Raw genomic sequence first — 26,991 nt, 5'->3', positions numbered from 1 at the left:
ACCGCAGCATGCGGCGATCTCAGAAATGGACCCGCACGGTCGCGCCATAGGTGCGCGGCAGGCCTGGCGTGTGGCTGGTGTAGCCAAGGCTGTCGAGGTTGATCAGCAGGAAGTCATACTTCTTCCTGGTGACGTTGTTGACGAACAGCGCCACGTCGAAGGCCGAACCCATCACCCGGTTCCAGCTCGCATCCAGGTTCAGGAGATTATAGCCCTTCACGTCGGTATAGCCGCGCACGAAGGTGTCGTTCCCGCTATAGCCGTCGGTGTGATAATAGCTGATCCCGGCAGAGGCGTTGCCCTGTCCATCGGCCAGCGGGGCGATCACGCGGGCGCCCAGCGTATAGACGTTGCGCGGCGCGCGGGCGAACGGATCGTTCGAATGATCGGTGCCGTCCGGATAGATGAACTTCGTGAACTCGGCGTTGGTATAGGCGTAGTTCGCGGTCAGTTCGATCATCTTTACCGGGCGGAACAATATATCCGCCTCGATGCCCCAGATCCGCGCCCGCCCGGCATTGGTGGTCACCGTGGTCGGGGGCACCGCCAGCGGATCGGTCAGCAGCCGCTGGATGTCCTTGTACTTCGCATAATAGCCGGCGAAGTTGGTGCGCAGGAAGGCGTCGCCCATCCGCCAGTCGGCCTTCACGCCGATCTCGATATCGTCGACCGTCTCGGGCGAGAAGGTTCGGCGCAGGCCCGCCTCGGTCCCGGCGCGCGCGCCGAAGCCGCCGGTGCGGTAGCCATGGCGATGCGCGATATAGACCAGCTTGTCGGTGGCGATCTTATATTCGAGGCTGAGATTGTAGGTGACCTCGGAGAAGGTATCGCTGACGTCGAGCTGGCACTGCGCGAGCGGCACCGCCGTCTCCGGCGTGGCCGGATTGTTGTCGAGATCGCGGGTGAAGCGGCAGGCGGTGGCGGTGCGGTTGCGGATCGTCGCCTGGCGCTTGTCGCGATTGTAGCGGATGCCCGCGGTGAGGCTCAGCCCCTCCATCGATCCGCCGAAGCGGTAGGTGCCCTGCGCGAAGGCCGCATAGCTGCTGTTGCGCGCGGCCGTATCGGTGTTGCTGAAGGCGGTGCCGGGGAAGGCGGCGACGTTGTTCGGCTCGATCAGCCCCGGATCGACCGCGCCCACCGCCGAAATGCCTTGGTTGCGGCCCTTCTCCCGGAAATAATAGAGGCCGGTGATCCAGTTCAGGCTGCCGGTATCGCCAAGCAGTTGCAGTTCTTCCGAGAATTGCCGGGCACGGTCGATGCGCTCCTGCGGGTGAAGCGAGTTGGACGTGCCGTCCATATCGTCGAAGATGTGATCCTTCACGCGGCGGTAGCCGATGATGTTCTTTATCTTGATCTGTTCGGATAGATCGGCGCTGGTGGTGTTGGCGACATCATGGGTCTCGACCCGGGTGAAGATCGGCGAACCATTGGCGATGCGGTAGATGCCACGCGCGCGCTGCTCGGTCAGCAACTGCTCCAGCGGGCGATAGCCGCGCGCGGTGCGCACCGCCGCGCCATTGAGCGAGCCGGTGGCGCGGACATTCTGCAGGAAGCTCGCCGTGCCGCCGTCATTCTCATGGAAATAATTATAGACGGTCAGCGATTCGAGGCCCGCGTCATTGTGCAGCAGCAGCGAGGCGCGCACCCCCTCCTGCCTGGTGTCGTTGACGTTGCGGCCCAGTATCTCGTCATAGACGAAACCGTCGTCGCGCTGGCGCTGGCCGGCGATGCGGATAGCGACGTTCGGCGTCAGCGGCACGTTGACCATGCCCTCGACATTGAAGGTGTCGAGGTTGCCGACGGTCACGCCGACCCGGCCTTCGAACTCGTCGGTCGGCCGCGCGGGGCGGATGATGATCGCGCCGCCCGTTGTGTTACGGCCGAACAGCGTGCCCTGCGGGCCGCGCAGCACCTCGACCGAGGCGATGTCGAACAGCGTGCTGTTGATGCCCTGGGTGCGCGCCGCGACGATGTCGCCGATATAGGTCGACACCGACTGGTCGGCGAGGATCGTCAGCTCCTGCTGCGACAGGCCGCGGATCGAGAAATTGGGCAGCGAGCGGCTGCCGCCCTGGCCGGGCACCGAGGTGAGGCTGGGCACAAGCCGGCTGAGTTGCGCGACATTCTGGATATTCGCGCGTTCCAGCGCGGCGGCGGAGACCGCGCTTACCGCAAGCGGAACCTCCTGGAGCCGCTCGTTGCGACGGCGGGCGGTGACGACGATGTCGTCGATGGTGCTGATCGCCGGGTCGGTGGCCGGAGCGGCGGTCTGCGCCTGGGCCCCGCCCGGCAAGATGGCGACGAGTGCGATGGCCGTCATGCCGGCCGCATAGAGATGCTTTTTCATGTCCCCTCCCTCTTCTTGGATGGCCGTTGAAAGTCGGCGTCTGCTTGATGGGATGGAGCGCAATCTAACAGTTCCGGAGTGCCGCGCCGACAATGGTTGGGCAGATCGGCCCCAGCAATCGTGTATGCGATCCCGCGTCTCTACTCTCTCCTCGGAAGAGAAAATCCGCTTGCAACATCGGGGGCTCTACTATGAGATGTTTGGAATAAGGAATCCTCCTTAAAAATGATAGCGGTCACTTCATAGCGATATCTGTCTCCGCTACGCCTGCCATTTTTCTTCGATTTGGAGAGCGGCTGGTGCCGGTTCGATGCGGGACGCGACGGCTGCTGGCGGCACCGCGCCGCTCAGCCCTGTCGCTCCGGCACATGGACGATCAGGCCGTCCAGCGACGGGGTGATCCGGATCTGGCAGGACAGCCGCGAGTCGGGGCGGCGGTCATGGGCGAAATCCAGCATGTCCGCTTCGCCGGGGGTGGGATCGCCCACCGCTTCCAGCCAGGCGGGATCGATATGGACGTGGCATGTCGCGCAGGCGCAGGCGCCGCCGCATTCGGCGACAATGCCGGGGATGCCGTTGCGCTTGGCGACCTCCATCAGCGAGAAGCCGCTGTCGGCGGCGACGCTCATTGCCTCTCCCCGGGCGCTGACGAAGCGGATCGCGATCATTGTCTTCTCCTAGTTCCGGCGCGGCGGCCTCGTCCTGCTATGTAGCGGCGACATCATAGGTGCGATCCCTTGGCCGGTCATCTTGCACGAAGGCGCGTGGCGCGGCCACATCGCCGCACCATGGGACGCCGTAAAGGCGCGAAAGGAGGGACGATGCGGGCCGCCATTTTCCACGGCGCTGGCAAGCCGATGACGATCGAGCAATTGCCCGATCCCGAACCCGGCCCCGGCGAAGCGGTGATCAAGGTGTGCCGCTGCGGCATCTGCGGGTCCGATATCAGCATGACCTCGGGTGGCTATGCCGATTATCCGGCGGGCACCACGCTTGGCCATGAATATGCCGGTGAGGTGGTTGCGATCGGCAAGGATGTGTCCAACCTGAAGGTGGGCCAGCGTGTCTCGGCGATGCCGGCGCGGGGCTGCGGCCAATGCGGCGCCTGCCTTGCGGGCTTCCCGCTCGGTTGCGCGGCAATGGCGGGGATGATCGGCGGGTTCGGCGAATATATGCGGATCTACACGCCCGCCGCGATCCATCTGCCCGAGACGCTGTCGATGGCCGACGGAGCATTGGTCGAGCCGCTGGCGGTGGGACTGCGCGGCGCCGCGCTCGCCGGTCTGAAGCCGGGGGCGAAGGTCGTCGTGCTCGGGGCGGGCGCGGTGGGCCTCGCGTCGATCTATTGGGCGCGGCTGCTCGGCGCCGGCCGGGTCGTCGCCATGTCGCGCTCGGCGCGCCGGGCCGATCTCGCCACAGCGATGGGCGCGGATGCGTTCGAAGCGTTCGGCGATGGAGAGGGCGATCGTCTGGCGGCGGCGCTGGGCTGCATGCCCGACGTCGTGCTCGAATGCGCCGGCGCGGTCGGCCTGATGCAGAAGGCGGTCGAACTGGTGCGGCCCGGTGGCATGATCGTCTCGCTCGGCTTCTGCGGCAGCCCCGATCCGATCATCCCTTCGCTTGCCACCTGGAAGCAGGTGACGATGAAATTCTCCTTCGCCTATGATCTGCGCGAGTTCCAGCACTGCGCCGACGCCCTCGACGCCGGCCATGTGGCGCCGCGCATGATGATCACCGACACGATCGGGCTCGACGCGCTGCCCGCCGCGTTCGAGGCCCTGCGCACCGGATCGAGCCAGACCAAGGTCCATATCGACCCCTGGGCCGCGGCATGACCCTGCACGATCCGCTGCGGCCCGAAGCGATGCTGGCCGCGTCGGCGGCGCGGACCGGCCTGTCCGACTTCGGCGATCCCGCTTTCCGCGAAGGGCTGGACCTGCTGCTCGCCGACATCCGCGCGCTCGATCTAGCCGAACCCTTCGTCCAGGCGACCGCCTTCCGGATCGGCCAGTTCCTCGATGCCCGCGCCATGGCGGTCGACGGACTGCGGCGGCATGCCGATGTGCTGGCGATGCCGATCCGCCAGCCGCTGATCATAGCCGGACTGGTCCGCTCGGGCACCACCGCGCTCCACCAGCTGCTTTCGCTCGATCCGCAGTTCCAGGGCCCCGAGCATTGGTTGACCGTCGCGCCGATGCCGCGCCCGCCGCGCGGCCAGTGGCCGAGCATCCCGCAGTACCGTGCCGTCTCCGAGGGGATCGCAGCCTTCATCGCCAGCGCGCCGGAAATGCTCGACGACCATATGATGTCGGCCGAGGGGATCGAGGAATCGCTGTTCATCCTCGCCACCGGCTTCGCCAGCAACATGTGGCCGTCGATGTGGCCGGTGCCGCGCTATGACGGCTGGTATCGCGATCGCGACGACAGGGACAGCTACCGCTGGCTGGCCGATGTGCTGCGGCTGATCGGTAAGGATGACGACCGGCGCTGGCTGCTCAAGAACCCGACGGACCTCTTCTCGCTGCGCGAGGTGCTGGATGTCTTCCCCGACGCGATGATCGTCCAGACGCATCGCGATCCGGTCGAGGCGCTACCGTCGATCTGCAACCTGATCCTCGCCGCGCAGCGCGTCTTCGCGGGCGAACGCGCCGATCCCGAAGCGATCGGCCGGCGCGAGGCGGAGATGTGGGCGGTGGCGCTCGATCGCGCGGAACAGGTTCGCAGCCAGAGCGACAATCGCTTCTTCGACATCGAGTTCAGCGATTTCACGCGCGATCAGCTCGGCACGGTCAAGCGGCTCTATCAACATTTCGGCCTGACGCTGACGGCCGGGACCGAGGCGGTGATGCAGGCCTGGCTCGACGCCCATCCGCGCCGCGCGGCCGCAGGACCCCGCTACCGGCCCGAGGATTTCGGGCTGACCGCCAAGGGTCTGCGGCAGCGCTTCGCCGATTATCGCGCGCGGCGCGGCTACGCCTGACGAGGAAAGGACGGACATGAACAATCTGCTCGGCGGCAAATTCCATCAGATCGCCTATGTCACCGCCGATTTCGACAAGGGGCTGGAGGCGCTGCGCTCGGCCCATGGCATCGAACGCTTCCTCGAACTGCGCGACATCCGCTTCCCGATCGACCGCGCCGGGGCCGTGGCGCATTGCCATATCGCGCTGGGGCGAACCGGCGATCTGGAGATCGAGCTGATCCAGCCGCTATCGGGCGCGGTCGATCTCTACCGCGAGCCGCTGGGCCGCGAAGGGCCGCTGCATTTCCACCATGTCGCCCAGCGGCTCGACAGCCTCGCCGATCTGGAGGCGTTGCAGGCCACCGCGAAGGAGCGCGGCTTTGCGATCCCGATCGATTCCGAATCCAATGGAATGACCTATTTCTACGCCGACGCCCGCGCGACACTCGGCCATTATGTCGAATATATCTATGGTTCGCCCGACTATTGGGCGGCGGTGGGCGCGGCGATCCCGGAGAATTGAGCGCCGCTCAAACCACCCCTTCGTCGGCGAGCGCGGCGATCTCGGCTTCGCTCAACCCCAATTCGGCCGCCAGCACCTCCCGTGTATGTTCGCCCAGCATAGGCGGGGCGCGATAGTCGGTGATCGGGGTCTCCGAGAAGTTGAGCGGGCTGCGGATCACATCGAGGTCGGGCTTCAGTGGGTGCGGCACGCGGACACGCATGCCGCGATGCACTGCCTGCGGATAGTCGAACACCTGTTCCAGATCGTTGATCGGGCCGCTTGGGATGCCTGCCGCGCCCAGCTTCTCCAGCCAATAGGCCACCGTATTTGTGGCGAAGATCGCGTCGAACACCTCGGTGATCTCGTCGCGATGCTGGACGCGCAGGACATTGGTGTGGAAGCGCGGATGGGTCGCCAGTTCGGGATGGCCGACCGCGTCGCATAGCGCGACATATTGCTTGTCGTTGCCAGAGGTGATCATGATCGCCCCGTCGCTGCACGGGAATTTGCTGGTCGGCATCCCGCCATTGCCCTGGGTGCCGCGCCGCACCGGCACCTCGCCCGAGGTCAGGTAGATCTGCGCGTAATGCGACAGCGCGGAGATGCCGCAGTCGAGCAGCGCGACGTCGATATATTGCCCTTCGCCGCCGCCGGCGTCGCGATGGTAGAGCGCGGCGAGCACGGCATTGGCGACGTTCAGGCCGGTGAACAGGTCGATGATGCTGGGCCCCACCTTCATCGGGCCGGCGCCCGGCTTGCCCTCGGGAATGCCGGTCACGCTCATCAGCCCGCATTCGCCCTGGAATACCGCGTCGTAGCCGGGCTTGCTCGCCAGCGGACCCGTCTGGCCATAGCCGGTGACCGAGCAATAGATGATGCGCGGGTTGATCGCCTTCAGGCTGTCATAGTCGAGGCCGTAGCGCTTCAGGTCGCCGACCTTGTAATTCTCCATCACCACGTCGCACGACTTGACCAGCTCGCGGATCAGCGCCTGGCCGCGCGGCGAGGCGATGTTGAGCGCCACCGATCGCTTGTTGCGGTTCACCGACATGTAGAAGGCGTTCTCGCGGGTGCGGTTGCCCTCGGCATCGCGCAGATAGGGCTCGCCGAAGATGCGCGCGTCGTCTCCCGCGCCGGGGCGCTCGATCTTGATCACGTCGGCGCCCATGTCCGCCAGCACCTGCGATCCGAACGGCCCCGCCAGCACGCGGGTGAGATCGAGGACGCGGATATTCTCAAGTGGTAGTCTGGCCATGGTTCAACCTGAAACTATGCCCGATCATCCCTCGCCACGGCCAGCCGCCATGACAAGTCATGCCGTCCGCCTGTTCACAACCATGATATGCAGGACGCCGGGCTTCCCCGCAGGCCCGGACTCTCCTCTTTATGACGCTATTGGATCGAAACCGAAGACGACAGGATGGGAAGCCGCATGGGCGATATCTTGCGCGACACCCCGGCCGAAGGGGTCTGCCGCCTCACCCTCAACCGGCCCGATGCGCTCAACTCGCTGAGCTACGCCATGTATGGCGAGCTGATCGACCAGCTCGAATCGATCCGCTACGATCATGATGTGCGCGTGGTGCTGCTCACCGGCGCCGGTCGCGCCTTCTGCGCCGGGCACGATATCCGCGACGGCGGCCGGCCCGACTGGGTGTCGGAGGATCTGGGCAAGGCGCAGTGGCAGCGCCGCATCATGGACAAGCTCGGGCAGATCCCGGTGCGGATGCGGGCGCTGCCGCAGCCTGTCATCTGCGCGGTCAACGGCGCGGCGGCGGGCGCGGGCTATGCGCTGGCGCTGGCCGCCGACATGACGATCGCGGGGCGGTCGGCCAAGTTCGTCAATGCCTTCCACAATGCCGGCACCGGGCATGAACTGGGCTTCAGCTATATGCTGCCCCGGCTGATCGGCACCCAGCGCGCCGCCGAACTGATGCTGACCGGCCGTACCGTGATGGCCGAGGAGGCCGCCCAGATCGGCATGATCCTGCGCTGCGTCGACGACGACAAGCTGATCGATGAAGCGCTCGCGCTGGCCGACGCGATCCTGGTCAACAGCCCGATCGGGATCGCGCTCACCAAGAGCTCGATGTGGCTCAATGCCGATGCGCCAAGCCTGGAGGCCGCGATCGAACTTGAGAACCGGGCCATCTTCATGAGCCAGTCGACCGCCGACACCGCCGAGAAGCGCAAGGCCTTCATCGAAAAGCGGCGCCCTAAATTCACGGGACAATGACGATGAGCCCGATCGAACCGCTGCTGCGGCCCTTCGTCCTGCGCGGCCTGGACCTGCCCAACCGGGTGGTGATGGCGCCGATGACCCGCTACCGCTCGCCGCTCGGGGTGCCGACCGAAGAGGTCGCCAGCTATTACGCCCGCCGCGCCGCGACCGGCCTGGGCCTGATCCTGACCGAAGGGGTGGCGCTGCCGCATTATGCTGCCGCCGACCATCCGGACATCCCCGGCATCGATGGGGTCGAGGTGCTCGACGGCTGGCGGCGTGTGATCGATGAGGTTCATGCGGCGGGCGGGCGGATCGTGCCCCAGCTCTGGCACCAGGGGCCGATGTGGAACGTCGAATATGCCGGCCCGGGCACCGGCAATCCGATGCGCCCGTCGGGCATATGGGGGCCGGCCGACGGCATCATCTCCTTCCGGCCCGAGGGGCGCGACGCCAGCCTCGCGCCGGTGCCGCCGATGACCGACAGCGATATCGCCGACATCATCGCCGCCTATGCGCTGGCGGCGCGCAACGCCGTCGCGCTGGGGGCGGACGGCATCGCCATCCACGGCGCGCACGGCTATCTGATCGACACCTTCCTATGGGATTACACCAACCGGCGCGACGACCAATGGGGCGGCGATCCGGCAGGGCGCGCAGCATTCGGCGCGGCGGTGGTCCGTGCGATCCGCGCCGAGATCGGCGAGGAAAAGCCGATCGTGCTGCGCTTCTCCCAGTTCAAGATGCAGAACTACCTCGCCCTGCTCGCCGACACGCCCGACGGCCTCGGCGCGCTGCTCGGCCCGCTGGCCGATGCCGGGGTCGACCTGTTCGACGCCAGCCAGCGCTATTTCGACACGCCGACCTTCGAGGGATCGACGCTCAACCTTGCCGGCTGGGCGAAGAAGCTCACCGGCAAGGCATCGATGACGGTGGGCGGTGTCGCGCTCGACAAGGCAAAGGGCAGCGCCAAGCATATCGATGCCAGCCAGGACTCGGTGAACAACCTGCCCCGGCTGATCGAGCGGTTCGAGCGCGGCGAGTTCGATCTGGTCGCGGTCGGCCGGGCGATCCTCAACGATCCGTCCTGGTTCACCCGGGCGGTGGCTGGCGAGCCCTTCCTGCCTTTCGATCCCACCAGCCTGGAGCGGCTGACATGAGCGGCATCGAGCAACGAATCGATCGGCTCGAATCGCTGGCGGCGATCCAGCAATTGCCGATCCGCTATGCACTGGCGATCGACGGGCGCGATCTCGACGCCTGGGTCGAGCTGTTCATTCCCGACGTCAACTGCGGCAAGCGCGGCTCGGGCCGCGATGTGCTGCGCTCGATCATTGAGCCGTCGGTCCGCACCTTCTACCGTTCGATCCACCAGCTCTGCGGCCACCATGTCGAATTCGACGATGCAGACCATGCCCATGGCACCGTCTATTGCCGCGCCGAGCATGAGGCCGACGGCCAGTGGATCGTGATGGCGATCGCCTATTTCGACACCTATGAACGCCGCGACGGCACATGGTATTTCGTGCGCCGCCAGGAAAAGCACTGGTATGCGGCCGATTGGGAGGAGCGCCCCTCGGCGCCCTTCACCGGCTGGGCCGCGCATCCGCTGCCGCCCGCGCTGCCCCAGCATTTCGCCAGCTGGAACCCGTTCTGGGCCGATCAGGCCGAAGACAGCATCGCCGCGCTGACGGCGCTTCCGACAGGAGACAAGGCATGAGCAGCAGCCGCCGTTTCGAGGGCCGTTCGGTGATCGTGACCGGCGCTGGTTCCGGCATCGGCGAGGCGGCCGCGCGCGCCTTCGCTGCCGAGGGCGGGCTGGTCACTCTCGCCGATATTGACGCTGCCGGGGGGCAGGCGGTGTGCGACGCGATCGTCGCGGATGGCGGCAACGCCCGCTTCGTCCAGACCGACGCCACCGACGAGGCATCGGTCAGGGCGATGATCGACGCCGCCTGCGCGGCGCATGGCCCGGTGCGCCACGCCTTCAACAATGTCGGCGCGGCGAAGCTCGGTTCGCTGGAGGAACTGAGCCTCGACGACTGGAACTGGACGGTAACGATCTCGCTGACCAGCACCTTCCTGGCGATGAAACATGAGATTCCGGTGATGAAGGCGAATGGCGGCGGCACCATCGTCAACACCGCCTCGATGTCGGGCCGCATCTTCACGCCATCGGCGCCGGCCTCCTATTCGGCGGCCAAGGCGGGGGTTATCCACCTCAGCCAATATGCCAGCTGCGCCTATGCGCAGGACAATATCCGGGTGAACAGCGTGTTGCCCGGCCTCACCGCCACGCCGCAGATCGCGTCGATGTTCACGCTGGAGCAGCAGGCCGAGGTGGCCAGCCACCACCAGATGATCCACCGCTGCGTCCAGCCGTCCGAGATCGCGGCGGCGGTGCTGTTCCTGTCCAGCGACGAGGCGGCGATGATCACCGGCCGGGGGCTGGAAGTGGCCGGCGGCGGCGCGCATCCCGGCTGAGCGGCGTTGCGGCTATTCCGGTTCGAACCTTCTCACACCAGTTCGTCCATCCGCAGCCAGCGCCGCTCCGCGCTGGCCTGCTCGACCGCCTCGACCACGCGGTGGACCGCCGCGGCTTCGGTGAAGCTCGGAGACCCCTCGCCGCCCGATCGGATCGCCTGCACCATGTTGGCGAACATCCAGTCCATTGCCACGAAGGGGCGGGGGCCGGTCTCGGCGGTCGTGGTGCCCGGCACCGCGTAGAAGGCGGGGTCGATATCCACCTCGGCGCAGGTCCTCTCGCCATAGGTGAGCAGGCGGCCGTCGCCGGCATAGAGCTTCGCCGACAGCAGGTTGCCGAAGCTGTTGTCGACCAGCAGCAGCCGGCCGCGATCGCCCCATATCTCCACCCGCCAGCCTTCGGTGTCGGGCACGCACCAGCCCGCCTGCAGGCTGCCGATCGCGCCGTTCGCCATGCGCAGAGTCGCGCTGCCGAGGTCATGGGTTTCCGGGCGCAGCACCTCGCCATTGGGCAGGAACCATTCGGGGACGCCGGTGGTCAGCATGCCGGTCGCTTCCTCGACCGGGCCGATCAGGTGGGTCAGGAACAGCAGCGCATGGGTCGCGAAGTTGCGCCAGGCGCTGCCGCCGCTGCTCTTCTCGGCCAGCCAATAATAGGGGTCGGTGTGCTCCGAATAGGCGCTGTACGCATAGGGCTTGTCGTTGGCGACGATCAGCGGGAGCATCAGCTGGACGTTGAAGCCCAGCGGCTTGCCGATGAAGCCCGCCTCGATCATCGCCTTCATCTGCTGAGCGGGCGGCGACCAGCGGAACTGGGCGTCGACCACGCCCACCGTCCCGGCCGCCTTCTGCGCGTCGCGCATCGCCTCGGCATCGGCCAGCGAAGTGGCGAAAGGCAGCGCGTCATAGACATGTTTGCCGTTGTTCAGCGCCGCCATGACCATCGGGAAGCGGAAGGACGGGCGGGTGCCGACGTCGATGATGTCGAGATCGGGATCGGCTGACATCTCCTCATGGTTCCAATAGGCCCTGGGGATGCCGAAATCGCGGGCGGCCTTCTCGGCGGTCTCCTGGCGCGACGTGCAGATTGCGGCGACCTCGACTCCTTCGATCCGGCGCCATGCGGCACCATGGACCTTGAGGCTCCAGTTCGCGCTGATGATGCCGACCTTGAGTGGCTTGCCCGCCATATGCCCGTCTCCTCTCGCGGGCCGGACAGTGGCGCAGTCCGCCGCTGCGGAAAACAGGCTGCCGGGGCCTATCGCCTATGTGATCATGCGCGCGCCAGGGGGCGGGCGGATTGGCGGCGAAGTGTCCAGCCGACTATGCCGGGCCTGAGAGGATGACGCATGGACCGGATCGATTTCAGCGGGCAGGTCGCGGTGGTGACGGGCGCGGGCGGCGCGCTCGGCAGCGCCTTCTGCCGCGAACTGGCCCGGCGCGGGGCGGCGATCGTCGCCAATGATCTGGGCGGCAGCACCACCGGCGAAGGCGGATCGTCCGACTATGCCGACGCGATCGTGCGCGAGCTGCGCGATGGTGGCGCCCGCGCGGTCGCCAATTATGACAGCGTCGCCAGCGCGGCCGGCGGGCAGGCGATCATCGACGCCGCGCTCTCCCATTTCGGCCGGGTGGACATCGTCATCTCCAATGCTGGCAACCAGCGCAACGCGCCGTTCGGCACCTTGACAGAGGAAGATATCGAGGCGGTGTTCGCCGTCCATGTGAAGGGCGCGTTCAACGTCTGCCAGCCCGCCTATCGCGAAATGGTGAAGCAGAGCTATGGCCGGCTGGTGCTGGTCGGATCGCAATCGGGCGTGTTCGGCAATCCGATGCGCGCCAGTTACGGCGCGGCCAAGACCGCGATGATCGGGCTGATGAATGTCATCGCGCAGGAGGCGCCGGCGGGCGTCGTCGTCAACACGCTGTTCCCCAACGCGCAGGGCGGGCGGCTCGGCGGCACGCCGCTGGCCGAGCGGCCCGACATCGCCTTCCTCAAGGCGGCCGGCGAACGCACCCGCCATTTCGCCGAGGCGATGAAGCCGGAATTCGTCGCCGCGCTCGCCTGCTACATGGCCAGCCGCCAGTGCGACAGCTCGCAGAACATGTATTCGGTGCTCGGCGGCAAATATTCGCGGCTGTTCGTGGGGCTGACCGAGGGCTGGTACGCGCCCGGGCCCGATGCGCCGAGCTGCGACGACATCCTCGCCCACCTCGGCGAGATCGACGATCGCAGCCATTATGCGGTGCCGCTCAGCGGGCTCGACGAGATGGACACGGTGCTCGCCGCCCAGCGCGCGGCGCCGCAGGACTGAGCGTGATGGCCGACGCCGACGGTTCGATGATGCGCGCCTCGGTCGAGGAGATATTGGGCGTCGAGCCAGCGGGCGCGGATTGCTTCATCGGCGGCGCCCGCGACGTCAACCATATCGGCCATGTGTTCGGCGGGCGGCTGGTGGCGCAGGCGCTGATGAGTGCGGTTCGGACGGTCGAGGCCATGCCGCCGACCTCGCTGCACAGCTATTTCCTGGCGCCGGCGCTGGCGTCGGTGCCGATCGAATATCGGGTGACGCGTCTGCGCGACAGCCGCCGCTTCGCCAACCGCCAGGTGCTCGCGGTGCAGGATGGCCAGCCGGTATTCACCCTGGCCTGCCAGTTCCATGCGCCCGAGGACGGATTTATCCATCAGGCGGCGACCATGCCGGATGTGCCCCCGCCGGAGGATGTGCCGACCCTCCAGCAGTTCGTGCGGGAGCATGAGGACAGATTGAACTTTGCCGCCATCCGCAACTTCTCCGGCGCGCTGCCGATGGAGATGCGCGTGATCGCCCCGGAAGCCTATTTCCTCGATCGGTTGGAGCGGCCGGTTCGCGATTTCTGGTTTCGCCTGCCCGGCGCGGCCGCGGTCGACGATCCGCGCGCCCAGGCCTGCCTGCTCGCCTATGGCAGCGACTATTGGCTGGCCGGGGTCTCGGCGACGCCGCATGGTTTCCCCACCAACAGCGCCGAACTGCTGATCTCCAGCCTCGATCACGCGCTGTGGTTCCACCGCCCGGTGCGCTGCGACCAGTGGTTCCTGCACCACACCGAAAGCCCATCGGCCACAGACGGCCTGGGCTTCACGCGGGGGCAGATATTCGATCGGGACGGGCGGCTTATGGCGTCGACCGCGCAGGAATGCCTGCTGCGCCGGCTGCGGCCCGGATCACAGGCATCAGGAGAGACGAAATGAGCTTCACCGATACCCCGCTGGCTCCGGCGATCGGCTCGGTCGTCACCGGGCTCGACCTGTCGAAGGACATGAGCGAGCCGACCATGCGCCGGCTGCTCGCGCTGTTGTTCGATCGCGGCGTTGTCGTCATCCCCGGGCAGGCGCTCGATGACGCGGCCTATGTGCGCTTCGCCTCCTTCTTCGGCACCCCCCTCGACTTCTTCATCGCCGAGCATCGCAACGCCGATTTCCCGGCCATCATCCACATCAACAACGATCCGGCCACCCCGGCCTCGATGCGCGACGGCGCTGTCCACTGGCATTCGGACAGCAGCTATGAAAGCGTGCCGGGCTGCGTCACCATGCTCTACGGCAAGGAAGCGCCGGTGGAGGGTGGCGAGACCCATTTCGCGAGCACCAGCGCCGCTTATGACGACCTGCCCGACGCGACCAAGGCCCGGATCGACGGGCTGGTCGCCCGCCACGAGCTGGGCCGGGCGCCCTGGATCGAGGGCGAGACCCGCCCCGATCCCAACCGGCCGCAGCGTCACACCGATGCGCCGAGCCACCCGCTGGTGATGGTCCACCCGGTGACGGGGCGAAAGGGCATCTTCACCTCGGGCACCGCCTATGCGATCGACGGGATGGACGACGCCGAGGCCACGGCGCTGATCCGCGAACTGCGCGAACATGTGGTCAAACCGGCCTATAGGACCAGCTACAAGGTCCAGCCCGGCGATATCGTACTGTGGGACAATTTCGGCACCGTCCACTGTGCGAGCCCGATCGACTATTCGAACGAGCCGGGCAAGCGCCGGCTTCTCCACCGGATCAGCACCAAGGGCATGCCGGCGCTGTGCGCCTAGATGTGGAGCCTCAACAGGTTATTCATTGGCTGACGTAGTCGGCTGATGGGCGGTTGTGATTGTAAGCTGCCGTGGGGGCGGTGCCAGTTATAATTATGGAGCCATGGACTGAGGGCGCGTTTGCGGTGCTCGGAGGTTGGATAGGCGCGAGCATATGCCCATTCGCGTAAGCTGGTCTGGATGAAGCGTTCGGCCTTGCCGTTAGTCTTGGGCGTGTAGGGTTTGGTGCGGATGTGCTTGAGGCCGAGTGCTTTGCAGGCGTCGCGGAAGGCGAAGCTTTTGTAGCAGGCGCCGTTGTCGGTCATGACGCGCGAGACAGTGATGCCGAGGCTTTGATAATAGGCGATGGCGGCGAAGAGGAAGGCGGTTGCGCTTTCCTTCTTTTCGTCGGGGAGGATCTGGCTGAAGGCGATGCGCGAGGCATCGTCGATGCAGACGTGGACGAACTCCCAGCCTGCGCCGTAGCGCTCGCCAGCACGGCTGCCGCGAGTGCTGCTCTGCTTTGTCCGATTGCCGGTGATGCGATGGCCGACGCGTTCGAAGCGGCCGAGCTTCTTGATGTCGATGTGGATCAGCTCGCCGGGGTGCGCGCGCTCATAGCGACGGATGGGCTCGGGAGGATCGAGATCGCGCATTCGGCTCAAGCGTGCGTTGCGCAGTATCCGGCTGACAGTGGCTGGCGAGAGCTTCAGCGTGGCGGCGATCTGCTTGCCGCAGAGGCGCTGACGGCGCAGGGCGATGACCTGCTCGATGCGGTCGGCGGGCGTGGCGCGGGGCATGGCGTGTGGGCGCGAGCTGCGGTCGACGAGACCGGCTTCGCCTTCGATCCGATAACGTGCCAGCCACTTGGCTACGGTTCGCTCCGAGACGCCCAGGGCGGTCGCGACCGCCCTGGGCGTCTCGCGCAGAACCATCACGCGCCGGACGATCTCGGCTCGACTGAAGGGCGTGGTTCGGGCATTCTTGTGGATGTTCATCCGGTCGTTCCTCCAGACCTGACGTGTCGCAACATCAGTCTGATCCGGTCACGCCGGATGAACAACCTCCTGAAAGCTCACACCTAGAGCCTGATCGCTCTACCGGGTCAGCAGCCCGTGCTTCTTCTTGCCCAGGCTGATCTTCACGTTCGCGGCGCCGACCATGACCATGCGGTCGTCCTTCTCGGCCTCGCCGTCGATCCGTACCGCGCCTTCCGCCAGCTTGCGCTTGGCCTCGCCCTTCGACCCCGCAAAGCCCAGGCCGACCAGCGCATCGATCAGGGAGATGCTGCCGCCGGTCGCCAGCGTCGGCAGGTCGCCGCCGGCCGCACCCTCCTCGAAGGTCCGCCGCGCGGTCTCGGCGGCGGCTGCCGCCGCCTCCGCGCCACGGCACATCGTCGTCGCCTCATTGGCGAGCACGATCTTGGCCTGGTTGATCTCCTGGCCCTCCAGCGCCTCCAGCCGGGCGATCTCGTCGAGCGGCAGGTCGGTGAACAGGCGCAGGAAGCGGCCGACATCCTTGTCGTGGGTGTTTCGCCAGAATTGCCAATAGTCGTAGGCGGGCAGGCTCTCCTCGTTGAGCCACACCGCGCCGGACATGGTCTTGCCCATCTTGCCGCCGTCGGCGGTGGTGATCAGTGGCGTGGTGACGCCATAGACTTCCTGGCCCAGCATGCGGCGCGACAGCTCGATGCCGTTGACGATATTGCCCCACTGGTCCGATCCGCCCATCTGCAGCCGGCAGCCGCGGCGGCGCGCCAGCTCCATGAAGTCGTAGGCCTGGAGGATCATGTAGTTGAACTCGAGGAAGCTCAGCGATTGCTCACGCTCAAGGCGCAGCTTCACCGAGTCGAAGCTCAGCATCCGGTTGATCGAGAAATGCTGGCCCACCTCGCGGAGGAAGGGGATATATTCGAGCTTGTCGAGCCAGTCGGCATTGTCGACCATCACCGCGTCGGTCGGGCCGTCCCCGAAGGTCAGGAAGCGTTCAAAGATGCGTTTGATCGAGGCGACATTGCCCGCGATCACTTCGGTCGTCATCAGCTTGCGGGCTTCGTCCTTGAAGCTCGGATCGCCGATCTTGCCGGTGCCGCCGCCCATCAGCACAATCGGCTTGTGCCCGGCCTGCTGCATCCGGCGCAGCAGCATGATCTGCACCAGGCTGCCGACATGGAGCGAGGGCGCGGTCGGATCGAAGCCGATATAGCCCGGCATCACCCCGGCGGCGGCGAGCTTGTCCAGCCCCTCCGCATCGGTAATCTGGTGGATATAGCCCCGCTCGTCGAGCAGGCGTAGCAGGTCGGATCTGTATTCGGTCATGGCGGCGGCGGCGTTAGCACGTGCCGCGACGGAAGGGTAGCTGTGCGGGCGGTTCAGGCGATCCTGCCCCTGCCATCCGGTGTCGCCTCAACGGGCGCCGTGCGGCGGCTCGTTATGGGCGGCATGCCATTCCCTGCGCAGGCCCATCCGGTCGGCCGCGCGATCGGCATTGTCCTGCACGCGATGCATGGCGGCGGCGTTGGCCTTGCCGATCGTCGCCTTGTGGCGCGCGGCGGCCTTCACCAGCGCGATCAGCGTTGCCGGTTCGCGCACCGCGTCCGCCTTGTTGAAGCAGCCATAGGCGCCCATCACCAACGCCGATCCGCACAGATCCGACCCTTCGGAGGCATGGCCGGAGATGAGGACGGCGGGAATATCCAGCCGGTGCAGGATCGGAAGCAGTTGCAAGCCGGTGACCCCCGGCATTTCCATGTCCAGCGTCACCGCATCGGCGGGGTTGTCCTTCAGCATCAGCAGGGCCTGCTCGGCGCTGGACGCGGCGCCAATGACCAAAATCTCGCGGTCGGCGCTCAATATATTGGTCATCATCCCGCGGATGACGAGGGAGTCATCGATGATCAGGATCCGAAACTGTTCCATTTGCCATACTCGCCTTCTCCGCGCGGGTTGGGTTGAAAATATCATTATAAAGCAATTCGTTATATGACCGTTATGATGGGCTGGTAAGATTAACGCCTCCTAAAGATCGGCGTCTGCTTCGTGCGGTTTGAGCCATCCTTTGGTCTAAGCTTCGGCGGTTGTCTTGTAGCGGCTTGCTTCGTCCTCCGATCCGGTGGAAAGGACGCGGATGACTACCATGCTTGCCGTCGGCCTGATGTCGGGCACCTCGCTCGACGGCATCGACGCCGCCCTGATCGAGACCGACGGCGCCGGCCATATCCGGCCGATCGCCTTCCGCTCCGATCCCTATAGTGCGCAGGCGCGCGACCAGCTGCGCGAGGCGGCGGCGCTGGCGCTGAGCTTCGATCGGCCGCGCGCGAGCCCCAAGGTGGTCGAGGCGGAGCGGATGCTCACCAACCGCCATATCCTCGCGGTGCGGCAGCTGCTGTCGGTGGCCAATGTCGATCCGGCGGAGGTCGACGTGATCGGCTTCCACGGCCAGACCATCGCCCACCGGCCCGATCGCGGGTGGACCTGGCAGATCGGTGATGGCGCAGCGATGGCGCAGGCGCTTGGCATAAGGGTGGTCAACGACCTGCGATCGGCCGATGTCGCGGCGGGCGGACAGGGCGCGCCGCTGCTCCCGGTCTACCATCGCGCGCTGACGGCGGGGATGGCGCGGCCGGTCGCGGTGCTGAACCTCGGCGGGGTAGCGAACGTCACCTGGCTCGGCGCGGGCGAGGGCGACCTGATCGCCTTCGACACCGGCCCGGCCAACGGCCTGATCGACGACTGGATGCTGGCCGAGACCGGATCGCCCTATGACGCGAACGGCGCCTTCGCCGCGCGGGGGAACGTGGATCGGACGGTGCTCGATACGATGCTCGACAATCCGTGGTTCGACGCGCCGCCGCCCAAGTCGCTCGACCGCGCCGACTTCACTTGCCTGCCCGCGCGTGGGCTGTCGGCGGCGGACGGTGCGGCGACCCTCACCGCCTTCACCGCCGAGACGGTGGCGCTGGCGCTGCGCCACCTGCCGGAGCGGCCGACCCGGCTGATCGTCGCGGGCGGGGGGCGGCACAATCCGACGCTGATGCGCATGATCGCCGAGGCGACCGGCCTCGCCGCCGAGCCGATCGAGGCGCTCGGCTGGAATGGCGACGCGACCGAGGCCGAGGGCTTCGCCTATATGGCGGTGCGCGCGGTGCGCGGCGAGCCGATCAGCTTTCCCGGGACGACCGGGGTACCGGCGCCGATGACGGGCGGGGTGCTCAACAATCCTTAGCCGTCACCCCAGCGAAGATTGGGTGACATCCTTCTGGTTGTCGGTGCCTACTTCTTCCTGGCCAGGCTTCGCATCGCGTCCTCAAGGCCGGACAGCGTCAGGGGGAACATGCGGTTGTCCATGATCTCGCGGATCATGCGGGTCGACTGGCTGTGCATCCAATAGGGTTCGGCGGTCGGGTTTAGCCACACCGCCGAGGAATAGACATTGGTCAGCCGCTTGAGCCAGACGTCGCCGGCCTCCTCGTTGAAATGCTCGACCGAGCCGCCGGGCTGGACGATTTCATAGGGGCTCATTGCCGCGTCGCCGACCAGCACGAGCTTATAGTCATGGCCATATTTGTGGAGCACGTCCCAGGTCGGGGTGCGTTCCTGGAAGCGGCGCTTATTGTCCTTCCATACGCCTTCATAGACGCAGTTGTGGAAGTAGAAGAACTCCAGATGCTTGAACTCGGCGGTCGCGGCCGAGAACAGCTCCTCGCATAGCTTGATGTGCGGGTCCATCGATCCGCCGATGTCGAGGAACAGCAGCAGCTTGACCGCATTGCGCCGCTCGGGCCGCATATGGATGTCGAGGAAGCCGCGCCGGGCGGTGCCGTCGATCGTGCCGTCGAGGTCCAGTTCGTCGGCGGCACCCTCGCGGGCGAAGCGGCGGAGGCGGCGCAGCGCCACCTTGATGTTGCGGGTGCCCAGCTCGACGTCATTGTCGAGGTTGCGGAACTCGCGCTTCTCCCACACCTTGATCGCGCGCTTGTTCCGGCTCTCGCCGCCGATCCGCACGCCTTCGGGGTTGTAGCCCGAATTGCCATAGGGGCTGGTGCCGCCGGTGCCGATCCACTTGTTGCCGCCCTGGTGCCGGCCCTTCTGTTCCTCCAGACGCTTCTTCAGCGTCTCTATGATCTCGTCCCAGTCGCCCAGCGACTTGATCTCCTCCATCTCCTCAGGGCTGAGGTACTTCTCGGCGATCGCCTTCAGCCAGTCCTCGGGAATCTCATGCCCCTCCGGCGCTGGCGCGAGGACGCCCCTGAACACCTTGGAGAACACCCGGTCGAAGCGGTCGAGATGCCCCTCGTCCTTCACATAGGTGGCGCGGGCGAGATAGTAGAACTCCTCCGTCGACCAGCCAATCACGTCGCGGTCGAGCGCTTCGAGCAGCGTCAGATGCTCCTTCAGGCTGGCATTGATGCCGCCCGCGCGCAGCTCGTCGAGGAAGCCGAGGAACATCAGGCCACCTTAGCGTCATGGTGGCGGGTCCACCAGAGCGCGGCGAGGCTGAGGATCGCGGAACCGCTGAGATAATAGCCGACATAGCCGAGGCCGCCATGATCGGAGAGATATTGCGCAACGGCCGGCACCGGCGCCGCGCCGAGGATGCCGGCGATGTTGAAGGTCATCGACGCGCCGGTGTAGCGCACGCGCGGCGGGAAGAGCGAGGGCAGGAAGGCGCCGAGCGGGCCGTAGACGAAGCCCATCATGAACAGCGCCAGCGCCAGCCACACCGCGATCAGGCTGAGCTGGCCGGTGAGGAACATCGGGCCCATCAGCACGCCGGTGACGATGGTGCCGATGCAGCCCGCGATCAACACATAGCGGGGGCTGCGGATGTCGGACCACCAGCCCGCCAGCAGAATGCCGCCGGCCATGAACAATATGGTGACGAGCTGGATACCGAGGAAGGTCTCCTTGGGCACGCCCAGCGTCTTGGTGCCGTAGCCGAGCGCGAAGGCGGTCGCGAGATAATAGGTCGCGAAGCAGGCGACCGCGGCGAAGGTGCCCGCGACGGTGGGGACGAGATGCGCGCGGAACAGCTCGGCGATCGGCACCTTGGCGGGCTCGGCATGGGCCATCGCCTCGCGGAAGGCCGCCGTCTCGGTGAGCTTGAGCCGCACCCACAGGCCGACCCCGACCAGCACCGCCGAGCCGAGGAAAGGCAGCCGCCAGCCCCAGTCCATGAACTGCTGCTGGGTCATGGCCATGCCGAGGATCAGGAACAGGCCATTCGCCGCGATGAAGCCGACCGGCGCGCCCAGCTGGGGGAACATGCCGTAGCGGCCCTTCATGTTCGGCGGGGCGTTCTCGACCGCGAGCAGCGCCGCGCCGCCCCATTCGCCGCCGAGGCCGAAGCCCTGCCCGAAGCGCAGCACCGCGAGCAGGAAGGCGCCAACCCAGCCCGCCGTCTCATAGGAGGGGAGGAAGGCGATCAGCAGGGTCGACAGGCCCATCACCATCAGCGACGCGACAAGGGTGGACTTGCGGCCGATCCGGTCCCCGAAATGGCCGAAGGCCCAGGCGCCGAGCGGGCGCGAGAGGAAGGCGAGGCCGAGCAGCGTATAGGCCCAGATCAGCTGCGCGGAGGGCGCGAAGCCGCCGAAGAAGAGCGGGCCGAACACCAGGCTCGCGGCGGTCGCGAAGATGTAGAAATCGTAGAACTCGACCGACGTGCCGGTGAGGCTGGCGAGCAATATGCGCCGCGTCGACGGTGGCTGGATGGTGTCGGCCATGAAATCCCCTCTCGCTTGCCTGCGGATTGGCGCGGGCAGGGGGCGGGGTCAAGCCTTTCCCCCTCCCTTTCAAGAGAGGGGGCAGGGGGGGTGATGGGGTGTCCCGGGAGGGGCGGCGGCTTGCGAGCCACCTCACCCACCCGGCCCCTCCCTTGAAAGGGAGGGGCGTCAGCGGCAGCGAACCTCGCCGCGCTCGACCGAGCGGCCGAGGGCGCCGCCGGCAACGGCGCCGAGGATGGTGCCGAGGGTCGACGAGCGGCCATTGTCGAGCGCGTTGCCGAGAACGCCGCCGGCGACCGCGCCGATGATCAGGCCGGTGGTGCCGTCCGACCGGCGGCAATAATAGCGGCCGTCATTGCCGCGATAGATGCGGTCGTTCCGGCTCAGGCGGCGCTCCCGGTAATAGCGCCCGTCGCGATAATAGCGCGACGCGTCATATTGGCGGCCATAGCGCGTGTCGGGACGGTTATAATCGTAGCGGCGATATTCGCGCCAGTCGCGCGCGGCATCGCGATCGCGGCGGCCATGGGCGGGGGCCCAGGGCGGCGGATCGGCATAGGTCGCGGTGACCGGGGCGACGGTGGCGGCCAGGGCCATGGCGAGGATGAACTTACGCATAGTCAGTCTCCGTCCGGGAAAAATGGGACGGGGGCAGAACGGTGGGCCGTGGCGAAGGTTGCGTGAACCGTAAACTACGTCACGTTCATGCGGGGGACAGGCGGCGTCCCTGTTCGTCATCCCGGACCTGATCCGGGATCCCGCTTTTCTTGATAAGGGCGACAAAGAAGCTGGATCCCGGATCAGGTCCGGGATGACGGAAAGAAGGCTATTGGCACTTCCCCGATTTCTGCTCGATCGAGCGGCCGAGCAGGGCGCCGCCGCCGGCGCCGGCCAGGGTGCCGATCGCGCGGTGGCGGCCGCCGTCGATGATGTTGCCCAATATGCCGCCGGCCACCGCGCCCAGGATCGCGCCGGTCGTGCCGCTCGGCTTGGGACAGTCGACGCCGGGGACGGGCGCCTGGGCCGAACCGGCGGCGCTGGCCTGGCTCTCCTCCCAGCGGCGGGCATCGCCCTCGCGCATGTCCTCCTTGGCGACTTCGGCCGGGGTCTCGACATCCTCCAGCCAGTCGTCGGGCAGGGCGGCGGCGCGGGGCTTGTCGGTGCCGGCGGACGGCAGGTTGACGGCGAAAGCGGGCGCGGCGGCGGCGAGCAGGGCGCCCGCGAGCAGGGGAAGCAGGACCGGGTGACGCATGAGCGGCTCTCCTTTGTTCCTTCATCGTAACGGGATGAGGCCGCGTCAAGTTGCAAGGCCCGAAATGCGGGCCGGAACAGGGCGTCCCCGCGCCGGGCCGATCGCATCGATCGTTTCGCCGGGAACCATCGCCTCTGCCGAGCGTCGAGGCGGCGGGGAACGGCAGGAACGTTCAGGAGAGTAAGATGCGCAAGTACATGATCGCGGCGGGCGTCGCGGCGCTCGCCATGGGCACCACCGCCCAGGCCGCCACCGTCTGCAAGCAGGACAATACCGGCCGCACCGTCGCCACCATCGCGGGCGCCGGCATCGGCGCCATCCTGGGCCGCGTGATCGACGGCGGCCGGCACAAGGAGGTCGGCACGATCGGCGGCGCCATCGCCGGCGGCATCGCCGGCAACCAGCTGGCCAAGGATGACCGCCCGCGTTGCGACGTCGCCTATGGCTATTATGACGAAAGCGGCCGCTGGCACGCCAACCGGATCGATGCCAGCAGCGCGCGCGGCTATTACGACCGCAACAACAACTGGGTCGAAGGGCCGCCCAACGGCTATTATGACCGCAACAACAACTGGGTCTCGTTCAACGGCGAATCCCAATATTCGGGCTATCGCGACCGCGACGGCCGCTGGGTGCCGATCGGCGTGACCGGCTATTACGCCGCCGACGGGCAGTGGGTGCAGGCCAGCGCGCCGGGCTATTACGACACGCGCGGCCGGTGGGTCGCGGGCCCGGTCTATGGCAGCTACGACGCCAATGGCCGCTGGATTCCGGGCAGCGCCAGCGGCGGCACCCCGACCGGCTATTGGGAGGCGCGCCGCGTCGCCGGCTATTATGACGCCAATGGCCGCTGGGTGCGCGGCGAGGTGGTCGGCTATTATGACGCGCGCGGCCGCTGGGTGACCACCGGCGCGGTCGATCGGCCGCAGAATGTCGCCTATGGCCGCAATCTCGACGTCGACACCCGCCAGGCGCGGATCGCCGAGCGGATCGACCGCCAGCGCGAACGCGGCCTGATCAGCAGCTCCGAAGCCCGCCGGGCGCGGAACGAGCTCGCCTCGATCCGCCGCGACGAGAGCCGCATGCGCGCCTCGGGCGGCCGCTTTACCGCCAATGAGGAGTCGGTGATCCAGCAGCGGCTCGACCGGCTGACGCAGCAGCTGCGCGCCGACCGGGAAGATGGGGACCGCTACCCCGGCTGATTGCCCGTCACGGGCTGGAGGAGGGGGCGGAGCTTCGCGGCTCCGCCCCTTTTTCGTGTCCTTCGATGTGGATGGGGCGCTGGATCGCATGGGAGCGAAAGGCTGTCGGGCGGCCTTTTTCCAGGTAGTTGGGTCGTCGTCCCTTCTGCTTGCGGGGGAGCGGGCAGCGGGATTCCGGATCAGGTCCGGAATGACGAAAGAAGGGGTGGCTGCGCCGGATCGAAAGGCTGGGGAAGAACGGCTTTCCTCCGCTTCGGTGCGCGCCCGAACCGTGCCGTTTTCCGGGTGCATGGGGTTGTCCACCCGTTTTTTTATTTTCTCTGCCGGGCCGATCTCCGGCAGCAGGGCGTTCGCGGCCGTGATGAGGCGCCGCGCGGCCTCGGGTTCGAGCCGCGCCGCCAGCCTCTGAGCCCGCAGGACCAGGTTGCAGATGCGGACCAGGCGGGCGCTCTCGCGCACATAGTGCGCCGTTTCCCGGAACCAGGCCGATCGGACGCCGTGCTTCCATGCGTTGCGATTGCCGCGTGGCGCGCCGCTGCCTCGGCCGCCATGCATCCGGCAGCGGCGATGGCCGTGGACGGCGGGCGAGCGGCACGGCGCGCCCGAGCGGGTGCGCGCGCCGCAGCGGGGGGCATTGGCGAGGATATCGGGCTGCATAAGCGGCGCTCGGTTTCGTTGCGGGGGCCGGCTTGTCTAACGGAAAACCACGTTAAAATCAAGAACAAAAGGCGAACATTTTCATCCACCCGTTGCGCTGTTGCCGTTTCCGACACGGCGCGTCAGACTCACGACCATGATCATTCGTCCGGAAACCCCGCTGGATCACCCGGCCATAGCGCGGCTGACCGAGGTAGCGTTCCGGGGCATCGAGCATAGCAGCCAGACCGAGGCGGCGATCGTCGATGCGTTGCGCGACGCGGGCGCGCTGACGCTGTCGCTGGTGGCGGAAACGGATCAGGGGATCGTCGGGCATGCCGCCTTTTCCCCGGTGCGGATCGACGGGGCCGAAGGCGGCTGGTTCGGGCTCGGGCCGGTGTCGGTGCTGCCGGGATGTCAGCGCGGCGGCATCGGCAGTGCGCTGATCGGGCGGGGCCTGGACCGGCTCCGGCAGCGGGGCGCGGGCGGCTGCGTGGTGCTGGGCGATCCGGCCTATTATCGGCGCTTCGGCTTCAGCAGCCGCCATGCGCTGCGCTATGGGGATGTGCCGCCCGACTATTTCCAGTCGCTGATGCTGGCCGGGACGCCGGCGGCGGGGGAGGTGTCCTATCATGAGGGGTTCGAGGCGACGGCTTCGGGAAGGTGAGGGGCGATGGTTGGGGGGCGGCCGCCGGTAGCGGTCGATTGCAGACGCTGGCCATTCCGATCATAGCTATCCGGACAGTTACTCCATTCTTCGACTATCGGGAGGCGGGGAACATGATTTCAGCCTTGCTGGCGCTGGCCCTGGCGGCGCCCCAACCGATACGCCCCGACGAGTGGATCGGGCCGAACGATTATCCGAGCGACGCGCTGCGTGAAAATCGGTCGGGCCATACCGCGTTCCGCCTCACCATATCGCCCTCGGGCAGGCCCATCCGATGCGATGTCACCGCATCCAGCGGGTGGGAGGATATCGATCAACAGTCCTGTCGCGGTATGATGAAAAGGGCACGATTCAAACCGATTCTGGATGGCAACGGAGCTCCGGCCTATGCCGTCTATCGCAGCTCCCGCAGCTTCTGGATACCGGGAGAAGCACCCCCCAGGACGCCCAAGCCTTCGCGGACGGACCTGCTCGTCACGGTGGAGAAGATGCCGAAGGGACGGGCCCAGCCTGCGGACGTGGATGTTGCCTTCACCGTTGATGGCAACGGGGCGATGGCGGACTGCACGCCTTATCTGACGGATACGGCCGGGCAAACGGCGGATGCGCCGCGCGCCATGGCGCTGTTTGGTGCCGTGGCCTGCGGGGAACTGGCGAAATCATACCGGCCGACGCCCGCGCTGGACGAGGGCGGCCGGCCGGTTCCGTCGGTCCAGACTGCCCGAGTGAGTTTCGTGCAGGCAGCCGAATGAACGCGCGGGAATGACGGGGAGGGCGCATCGAGGGATGGCGTGGCGAACGTCAGCCCCGGATCAGGGCGGCTGCGACCAGGATCATCAGCGCCGCAAGTGACGCTATCCATGCAGCGGACGGGATGCTGCGAAGCTTTTGCCATGCGCTGTCCTCCGAAAGGAGCGGGCTCGCAGGTTCGATCCGCCGAGGGTCGGCCCCGGTGATCCCGCAGATCGCAACGGCGAAGCGCATCCATAGAGCGGGATTTTGCTGCTCGGCAGGCGGAAGGGTGTTCTGGAGCGCGGCGAAGACGTCTCCCGCCGTGCGCCAACTGCTCGCTTCCGAGCGGTCCAGCTTCACCCCGAAAGTTTCCTCGACGCCGTGGATCGCTTCGATCTCATCGCCGTCGCCGCCAAGGCCGACGCTCTGGAGAGGGCGCGTTTCCATGCAGGGATCTTATCTCGGCTCTCGCTATAGGCAATAACGGCCTTCCGTATCAGTCCAATCCTGTCGTCGCAGGACACTGCTGAATCAGATGAAGGTCGATCATGGAAGCTGTATAGCCGGTTGCATGGAAGATGCCCCGGAGATGCTGCTGTCGGCCGCGCTGAGGTCTGCTGCCTGCCGCAGCGGTACCGAGTGGGGCTGGCGACCCGATATGATGGCGCTGGTGATCGATGAGGCGGAAACAGCATCGCTTCTCAACATTGGCGGGCAACTGCAATTCCTGCTGCCCGAGGGAACATGCGAATGCCATTGGATAGAGGTCGACGCGCTGGCCGATGAGCCTGAGGGCCTGACCTGGGCGGAGCGCGTCGCACGCGCTGCCTCTGTGGCGAGACTGAAGATGGCGGAGCTGGGCCGCCGTTGCGACTTCGTCGACGAGGGGCGCAAAGCGTTCGCGGCTCCGTTCGCGGCTTACGAAGCCGATGGGGGCAATGTTCGCGATCGGATGTGCTTCATCTGGTATCTCGAACCGGAACAGCGATAGTTCGGTGTTCGTATTATGGTGGCGCCATCTAGTTCCAGTATTGGGAGGTTCGTGTCTGTAGTTAGGTGAATTAGTAAGCTGTCATGTCTGGACGGCGCTCCTCGTCAAGGGTTTTGAAGGGATGCGTTGAACGGGTGCGGTCATGTCTTCGGCCTGTTGAGTGCGGTGGTTGCCGCTGGCCCTGATGATTGTCCGCTGAAGGTGGCGTGCCG

The 26,991-nt window shown here is 66.7% G+C and carries 26 protein-coding genes and 2 pseudogenes; 15 read left to right on the top strand and 13 right to left on the bottom strand.

Annotated features, from left to right (window positions below):
* Positions 1-19: 19 nt before the first annotated feature.
* Positions 20-2,347, bottom strand: coding sequence for a TonB-dependent receptor (locus tag CMV14_RS20575; RefSeq protein ID WP_066961919.1), 2,328 nt, complete (start codon positions 2,345-2,347; stop codon positions 20-22).
* Positions 2,348-2,694: 347 nt separating this feature from the next.
* Positions 2,695-3,015, bottom strand: a complete 321-nt coding sequence (locus CMV14_RS20570) for a 2Fe-2S iron-sulfur cluster-binding protein (RefSeq protein ID WP_066961922.1) — start codon at positions 3,013-3,015, stop codon at positions 2,695-2,697.
* A gap of 153 nt (positions 3,016-3,168) precedes the next feature.
* Between CMV14_RS20570 and CMV14_RS20565 the strand changes: the two genes are divergently transcribed.
* From CMV14_RS20565 to CMV14_RS20555, 3 genes are read left to right on the top strand one after another with little or no spacing between them, the layout of a single operon-like run.
* Positions 3,169-4,182 (top strand): zinc-binding dehydrogenase, encoded by a 1,014-nt coding sequence (locus CMV14_RS20565; protein WP_066961925.1) that lies wholly within the window; start codon positions 3,169-3,171, stop codon positions 4,180-4,182.
* A complete protein-coding gene (locus CMV14_RS20560) occupies positions 4,179-5,327 on the top strand; it encodes a sulfotransferase family protein (RefSeq protein ID WP_066961927.1) in 1,149 nt (382 codons plus the stop codon). The genes CMV14_RS20565 and CMV14_RS20560 overlap by 4 nt, the downstream gene beginning before the upstream one ends.
* A gap of 16 nt (positions 5,328-5,343) precedes the next feature.
* On the top strand, positions 5,344-5,832 hold the full coding sequence (locus CMV14_RS20555; RefSeq protein ID WP_066961930.1) for a VOC family protein: 489 nt from the start codon (positions 5,344-5,346) through the stop codon (positions 5,830-5,832).
* Positions 5,833-5,839: 7 nt separating this feature from the next.
* Here the strand turns inward: CMV14_RS20555 and CMV14_RS20550 are convergent, their stop codons facing one another.
* A complete protein-coding gene (locus CMV14_RS20550) occupies positions 5,840-7,069 on the bottom strand; it encodes a CaiB/BaiF CoA transferase family protein (RefSeq protein WP_066961933.1) in 1,230 nt (409 codons plus the stop codon).
* A 177-nt stretch (positions 7,070-7,246) separates the two neighbouring features.
* Between CMV14_RS20550 and CMV14_RS20545 the strand changes: the two genes are divergently transcribed.
* The 4 genes from CMV14_RS20545 to CMV14_RS20530 are packed head-to-tail and all read left to right on the top strand — an operon-like array spanning position 7,247 to position 10,519.
* Entirely contained in the window at positions 7,247-8,050 is an 804-nt protein-coding gene (locus CMV14_RS20545; protein WP_066961936.1) for an enoyl-CoA hydratase/isomerase family protein, read from the top strand.
* A 2-nt stretch (positions 8,051-8,052) separates the two neighbouring features.
* On the top strand, positions 8,053-9,195 hold the full coding sequence (locus CMV14_RS20540) for an NADH:flavin oxidoreductase (protein ID WP_066961939.1): 1,143 nt from the start codon (positions 8,053-8,055) through the stop codon (positions 9,193-9,195).
* Positions 9,192-9,755: a nuclear transport factor 2 family protein gene (locus CMV14_RS20535; protein WP_066961942.1), complete on the top strand. Its 564-nt coding sequence runs from the start codon at positions 9,192-9,194 to the stop codon at positions 9,753-9,755. Before CMV14_RS20540 ends, CMV14_RS20535 begins: the two co-directional genes overlap by 4 nt.
* Positions 9,752-10,519, top strand: a complete 768-nt coding sequence (locus tag CMV14_RS20530) for an SDR family NAD(P)-dependent oxidoreductase (protein ID WP_066961945.1) — start codon at positions 9,752-9,754, stop codon at positions 10,517-10,519. The genes CMV14_RS20535 and CMV14_RS20530 overlap by 4 nt, the downstream gene beginning before the upstream one ends.
* Positions 10,520-10,551: 32 nt before the next feature.
* On the opposite strand, the gene CMV14_RS20525 is transcribed toward CMV14_RS20530, so the two are convergent.
* On the bottom strand, positions 10,552-11,709 hold the full coding sequence (locus CMV14_RS20525) for a Gfo/Idh/MocA family protein (protein ID WP_066961950.1): 1,158 nt from the start codon (positions 11,707-11,709) through the stop codon (positions 10,552-10,554).
* Positions 11,710-11,868: 159 nt separating this feature from the next.
* Here CMV14_RS20525 and CMV14_RS20520 point away from each other — a divergent pair, with 159 nt between their 5' ends.
* The 3 genes from CMV14_RS20520 to CMV14_RS20510 are packed head-to-tail and all read left to right on the top strand — an operon-like array spanning position 11,869 to position 14,596.
* Complete coding sequence (locus tag CMV14_RS20520) at positions 11,869-12,834, top strand: SDR family NAD(P)-dependent oxidoreductase (protein WP_066961953.1); 966 nt, start codon at positions 11,869-11,871, stop codon at positions 12,832-12,834.
* Positions 12,835-12,839: 5 nt separating this feature from the next.
* The gene (locus CMV14_RS20515; RefSeq protein WP_066961956.1) at positions 12,840-13,751 is read left to right on the top strand and encodes an acyl-CoA thioesterase; all 912 of its coding nucleotides are present in this window, start codon (positions 12,840-12,842) and stop codon (positions 13,749-13,751) included.
* Complete coding sequence (locus tag CMV14_RS20510; protein ID WP_066961959.1) at positions 13,748-14,596, top strand: TauD/TfdA dioxygenase family protein; 849 nt, start codon at positions 13,748-13,750, stop codon at positions 14,594-14,596. Before CMV14_RS20515 ends, CMV14_RS20510 begins: the two co-directional genes overlap by 4 nt.
* On the opposite strand, the gene CMV14_RS20505 is transcribed toward CMV14_RS20510, so the two are convergent.
* The 3 genes from CMV14_RS20505 to CMV14_RS20495 form a co-directional block, all read right to left on the bottom strand.
* The gene (locus tag CMV14_RS20505) at positions 14,593-15,573 is read right to left on the bottom strand and encodes an IS481 family transposase (protein WP_066970399.1); all 981 of its coding nucleotides are present in this window, start codon (positions 15,571-15,573) and stop codon (positions 14,593-14,595) included. The two genes, CMV14_RS20510 and CMV14_RS20505, sit on opposite strands and share 4 nt — an antisense overlap.
* A 99-nt stretch (positions 15,574-15,672) precedes the next feature.
* Positions 15,673-16,893, bottom strand: coding sequence for a tyrosine--tRNA ligase (gene tyrS / locus CMV14_RS20500; RefSeq protein ID WP_066970264.1), 1,221 nt, complete (start codon positions 16,891-16,893; stop codon positions 15,673-15,675).
* Between the two features lie 87 nt (positions 16,894-16,980).
* Positions 16,981-17,493, bottom strand: a complete 513-nt coding sequence (locus tag CMV14_RS20495; protein WP_066970261.1) for a response regulator — start codon at positions 17,491-17,493, stop codon at positions 16,981-16,983.
* 217 nt (positions 17,494-17,710) lie between these two features.
* Here CMV14_RS20495 and CMV14_RS20490 point away from each other — a divergent pair, with 217 nt between their 5' ends.
* The gene (locus CMV14_RS20490; RefSeq protein ID WP_066970258.1) at positions 17,711-18,799 is read left to right on the top strand and encodes an anhydro-N-acetylmuramic acid kinase; all 1,089 of its coding nucleotides are present in this window, start codon (positions 17,711-17,713) and stop codon (positions 18,797-18,799) included.
* A gap of 47 nt (positions 18,800-18,846) precedes the next feature.
* Here CMV14_RS20490 and CMV14_RS20485 read toward each other — a convergent pair whose 3' ends face one another.
* The 4 genes and pseudogenes from CMV14_RS20485 to CMV14_RS20470 all read right to left on the bottom strand — a co-directional run bounded on the left by CMV14_RS20485 (position 18,847) and on the right by CMV14_RS20470 (position 22,551).
* Positions 18,847-20,022 carry a vWA domain-containing protein gene (locus CMV14_RS20485; protein ID WP_066970255.1) on the bottom strand — a complete coding sequence of 392 codons (1,176 nt, stop codon included), beginning with the start codon at positions 20,020-20,022 and terminating at the stop codon, positions 18,847-18,849.
* On the bottom strand, positions 20,022-21,299 hold the full coding sequence (locus tag CMV14_RS20480; RefSeq protein WP_066970252.1) for an MFS transporter: 1,278 nt from the start codon (positions 21,297-21,299) through the stop codon (positions 20,022-20,024). Before CMV14_RS20480 ends, CMV14_RS20485 begins: the two co-directional genes overlap by 1 nt.
* Before the next feature lie 168 nt (positions 21,300-21,467).
* Positions 21,468-21,917, bottom strand: a pseudogene (locus CMV14_RS20475) (glycine zipper 2TM domain-containing protein); the annotation flags it as partial.
* Positions 21,918-22,125: 208 nt separating this feature from the next.
* Positions 22,126-22,551 (bottom strand): glycine zipper 2TM domain-containing protein, encoded by a 426-nt coding sequence (locus CMV14_RS20470; protein ID WP_066970246.1) that lies wholly within the window; start codon positions 22,549-22,551, stop codon positions 22,126-22,128.
* Between the two features lie 185 nt (positions 22,552-22,736).
* On the opposite strand from CMV14_RS20470, the gene CMV14_RS20465 reads away from it, so the two are divergent.
* Positions 22,737-23,753, top strand: coding sequence for a glycine zipper 2TM domain-containing protein (locus CMV14_RS20465; RefSeq protein ID WP_066970243.1), 1,017 nt, complete (start codon positions 22,737-22,739; stop codon positions 23,751-23,753).
* A 570-nt stretch (positions 23,754-24,323) separates the two neighbouring features.
* Here CMV14_RS20465 and CMV14_RS27640 read toward each other — a convergent pair.
* Positions 24,324-24,410: pseudogene (locus tag CMV14_RS27640) on the bottom strand (putative phage terminase small subunit); the annotation flags it as partial.
* Between the two features lie 136 nt (positions 24,411-24,546).
* Between CMV14_RS27640 and CMV14_RS20455 the strand changes: the two are divergent.
* Both CMV14_RS20455 and CMV14_RS20450 read left to right on the top strand, forming a co-directional pair.
* A complete protein-coding gene (locus tag CMV14_RS20455; RefSeq protein ID WP_066970238.1) occupies positions 24,547-25,056 on the top strand; it encodes a GNAT family N-acetyltransferase in 510 nt (169 codons plus the stop codon).
* Between the two features lie 38 nt (positions 25,057-25,094).
* On the top strand, positions 25,095-25,808 hold the full coding sequence (locus CMV14_RS20450) for a TonB family protein (protein ID WP_139114839.1): 714 nt from the start codon (positions 25,095-25,097) through the stop codon (positions 25,806-25,808).
* Between the two features lie 49 nt (positions 25,809-25,857).
* Here the strand turns inward: CMV14_RS20450 and CMV14_RS20445 are convergent, their stop codons facing one another.
* A complete protein-coding gene (locus CMV14_RS20445; RefSeq protein WP_066970233.1) occupies positions 25,858-26,235 on the bottom strand; it encodes a hypothetical protein in 378 nt (125 codons plus the stop codon).
* A gap of 124 nt (positions 26,236-26,359) precedes the next feature.
* Here CMV14_RS20445 and CMV14_RS20440 point away from each other — a divergent pair, with 124 nt between their 5' ends.
* Positions 26,360-26,779, top strand: a complete 420-nt coding sequence (locus tag CMV14_RS20440; protein ID WP_066970230.1) for a hypothetical protein — start codon at positions 26,360-26,362, stop codon at positions 26,777-26,779.
* The last annotated feature ends 212 nt before the right edge of the window (positions 26,780-26,991 follow it).

This window comes from Rhizorhabdus dicambivorans (assembly GCF_002355275.1).
Classification (GTDB): Bacteria; Pseudomonadota; Alphaproteobacteria; order Sphingomonadales; family Sphingomonadaceae; genus Rhizorhabdus; species Rhizorhabdus dicambivorans.
This window is presented reverse-complemented; position numbering and strand designations above follow the sequence as displayed.

What these genes read in the sequence shown, in the direction of transcription:
- CMV14_RS20510 (WP_066961959.1), top strand. Translation starts at nt 13,748, where the DNA reads ATGAGCTTCACCGATACCCCGCTGGCTCCGGCGATCGGCTCGGTCGTC.
- CMV14_RS20545 (WP_066961936.1), top strand. Translation starts at nt 7,247, where the DNA reads ATGGGCGATATCTTGCGCGACACCCCGGCCGAAGGGGTCTGCCGCCTC.
- CMV14_RS20455 (WP_066970238.1), top strand. Translation starts at nt 24,547, where the DNA reads ATGATCATTCGTCCGGAAACCCCGCTGGATCACCCGGCCATAGCGCGG.
- CMV14_RS20525 (WP_066961950.1), bottom strand. Translation starts at nt 11,709, where the DNA reads ATGGCGGGCAAGCCACTCAAGGTCGGCATCATCAGCGCGAACTGGAGC.
- CMV14_RS20515 (WP_066961956.1), top strand. Translation starts at nt 12,840, where the DNA reads ATGGCCGACGCCGACGGTTCGATGATGCGCGCCTCGGTCGAGGAGATA.
- CMV14_RS20570 (WP_066961922.1), bottom strand. Translation starts at nt 3,015, where the DNA reads ATGATCGCGATCCGCTTCGTCAGCGCCCGGGGAGAGGCAATGAGCGTC.
- CMV14_RS20550 (WP_066961933.1), bottom strand. Translation starts at nt 7,069, where the DNA reads ATGGCCAGACTACCACTTGAGAATATCCGCGTCCTCGATCTCACCCGC.
- CMV14_RS20555 (WP_066961930.1), top strand. Translation starts at nt 5,344, where the DNA reads ATGAACAATCTGCTCGGCGGCAAATTCCATCAGATCGCCTATGTCACC.
- CMV14_RS20490 (WP_066970258.1), top strand. Translation starts at nt 17,711, where the DNA reads ATGCTTGCCGTCGGCCTGATGTCGGGCACCTCGCTCGACGGCATCGAC.
- CMV14_RS20520 (WP_066961953.1), top strand. Translation starts at nt 11,869, where the DNA reads ATGGACCGGATCGATTTCAGCGGGCAGGTCGCGGTGGTGACGGGCGCG.
- CMV14_RS20465 (WP_066970243.1), top strand. Translation starts at nt 22,737, where the DNA reads ATGCGCAAGTACATGATCGCGGCGGGCGTCGCGGCGCTCGCCATGGGC.
- CMV14_RS20560 (WP_066961927.1), top strand. Translation starts at nt 4,179, where the DNA reads ATGACCCTGCACGATCCGCTGCGGCCCGAAGCGATGCTGGCCGCGTCG.
- CMV14_RS20535 (WP_066961942.1), top strand. Translation starts at nt 9,192, where the DNA reads ATGAGCGGCATCGAGCAACGAATCGATCGGCTCGAATCGCTGGCGGCG.
- CMV14_RS20565 (WP_066961925.1), top strand. Translation starts at nt 3,169, where the DNA reads ATGCGGGCCGCCATTTTCCACGGCGCTGGCAAGCCGATGACGATCGAG.
- CMV14_RS20505 (WP_066970399.1), bottom strand. Translation starts at nt 15,573, where the DNA reads ATGAACATCCACAAGAATGCCCGAACCACGCCCTTCAGTCGAGCCGAG.
- CMV14_RS20540 (WP_066961939.1), top strand. Translation starts at nt 8,053, where the DNA reads ATGAGCCCGATCGAACCGCTGCTGCGGCCCTTCGTCCTGCGCGGCCTG.
- CMV14_RS20480 (WP_066970252.1), bottom strand. Translation starts at nt 21,299, where the DNA reads ATGGCCGACACCATCCAGCCACCGTCGACGCGGCGCATATTGCTCGCC.
- CMV14_RS20530 (WP_066961945.1), top strand. Translation starts at nt 9,752, where the DNA reads ATGAGCAGCAGCCGCCGTTTCGAGGGCCGTTCGGTGATCGTGACCGGC.
- CMV14_RS20445 (WP_066970233.1), bottom strand. Translation starts at nt 26,235, where the DNA reads ATGGAAACGCGCCCTCTCCAGAGCGTCGGCCTTGGCGGCGACGGCGAT.
- tyrS (WP_066970264.1), bottom strand. Translation starts at nt 16,893, where the DNA reads ATGACCGAATACAGATCCGACCTGCTACGCCTGCTCGACGAGCGGGGC.
- CMV14_RS20470 (WP_066970246.1), bottom strand. Translation starts at nt 22,551, where the DNA reads ATGCGTCACCCGGTCCTGCTTCCCCTGCTCGCGGGCGCCCTGCTCGCC.
- CMV14_RS20440 (WP_066970230.1), top strand. Translation starts at nt 26,360, where the DNA reads ATGGAAGATGCCCCGGAGATGCTGCTGTCGGCCGCGCTGAGGTCTGCT.
- CMV14_RS20485 (WP_066970255.1), bottom strand. Translation starts at nt 20,022, where the DNA reads ATGTTCCTCGGCTTCCTCGACGAGCTGCGCGCGGGCGGCATCAATGCC.
- CMV14_RS20495 (WP_066970261.1), bottom strand. Translation starts at nt 17,493, where the DNA reads ATGGAACAGTTTCGGATCCTGATCATCGATGACTCCCTCGTCATCCGC.
- CMV14_RS20575 (WP_066961919.1), bottom strand. Translation starts at nt 2,347, where the DNA reads ATGAAAAAGCATCTCTATGCGGCCGGCATGACGGCCATCGCACTCGTC.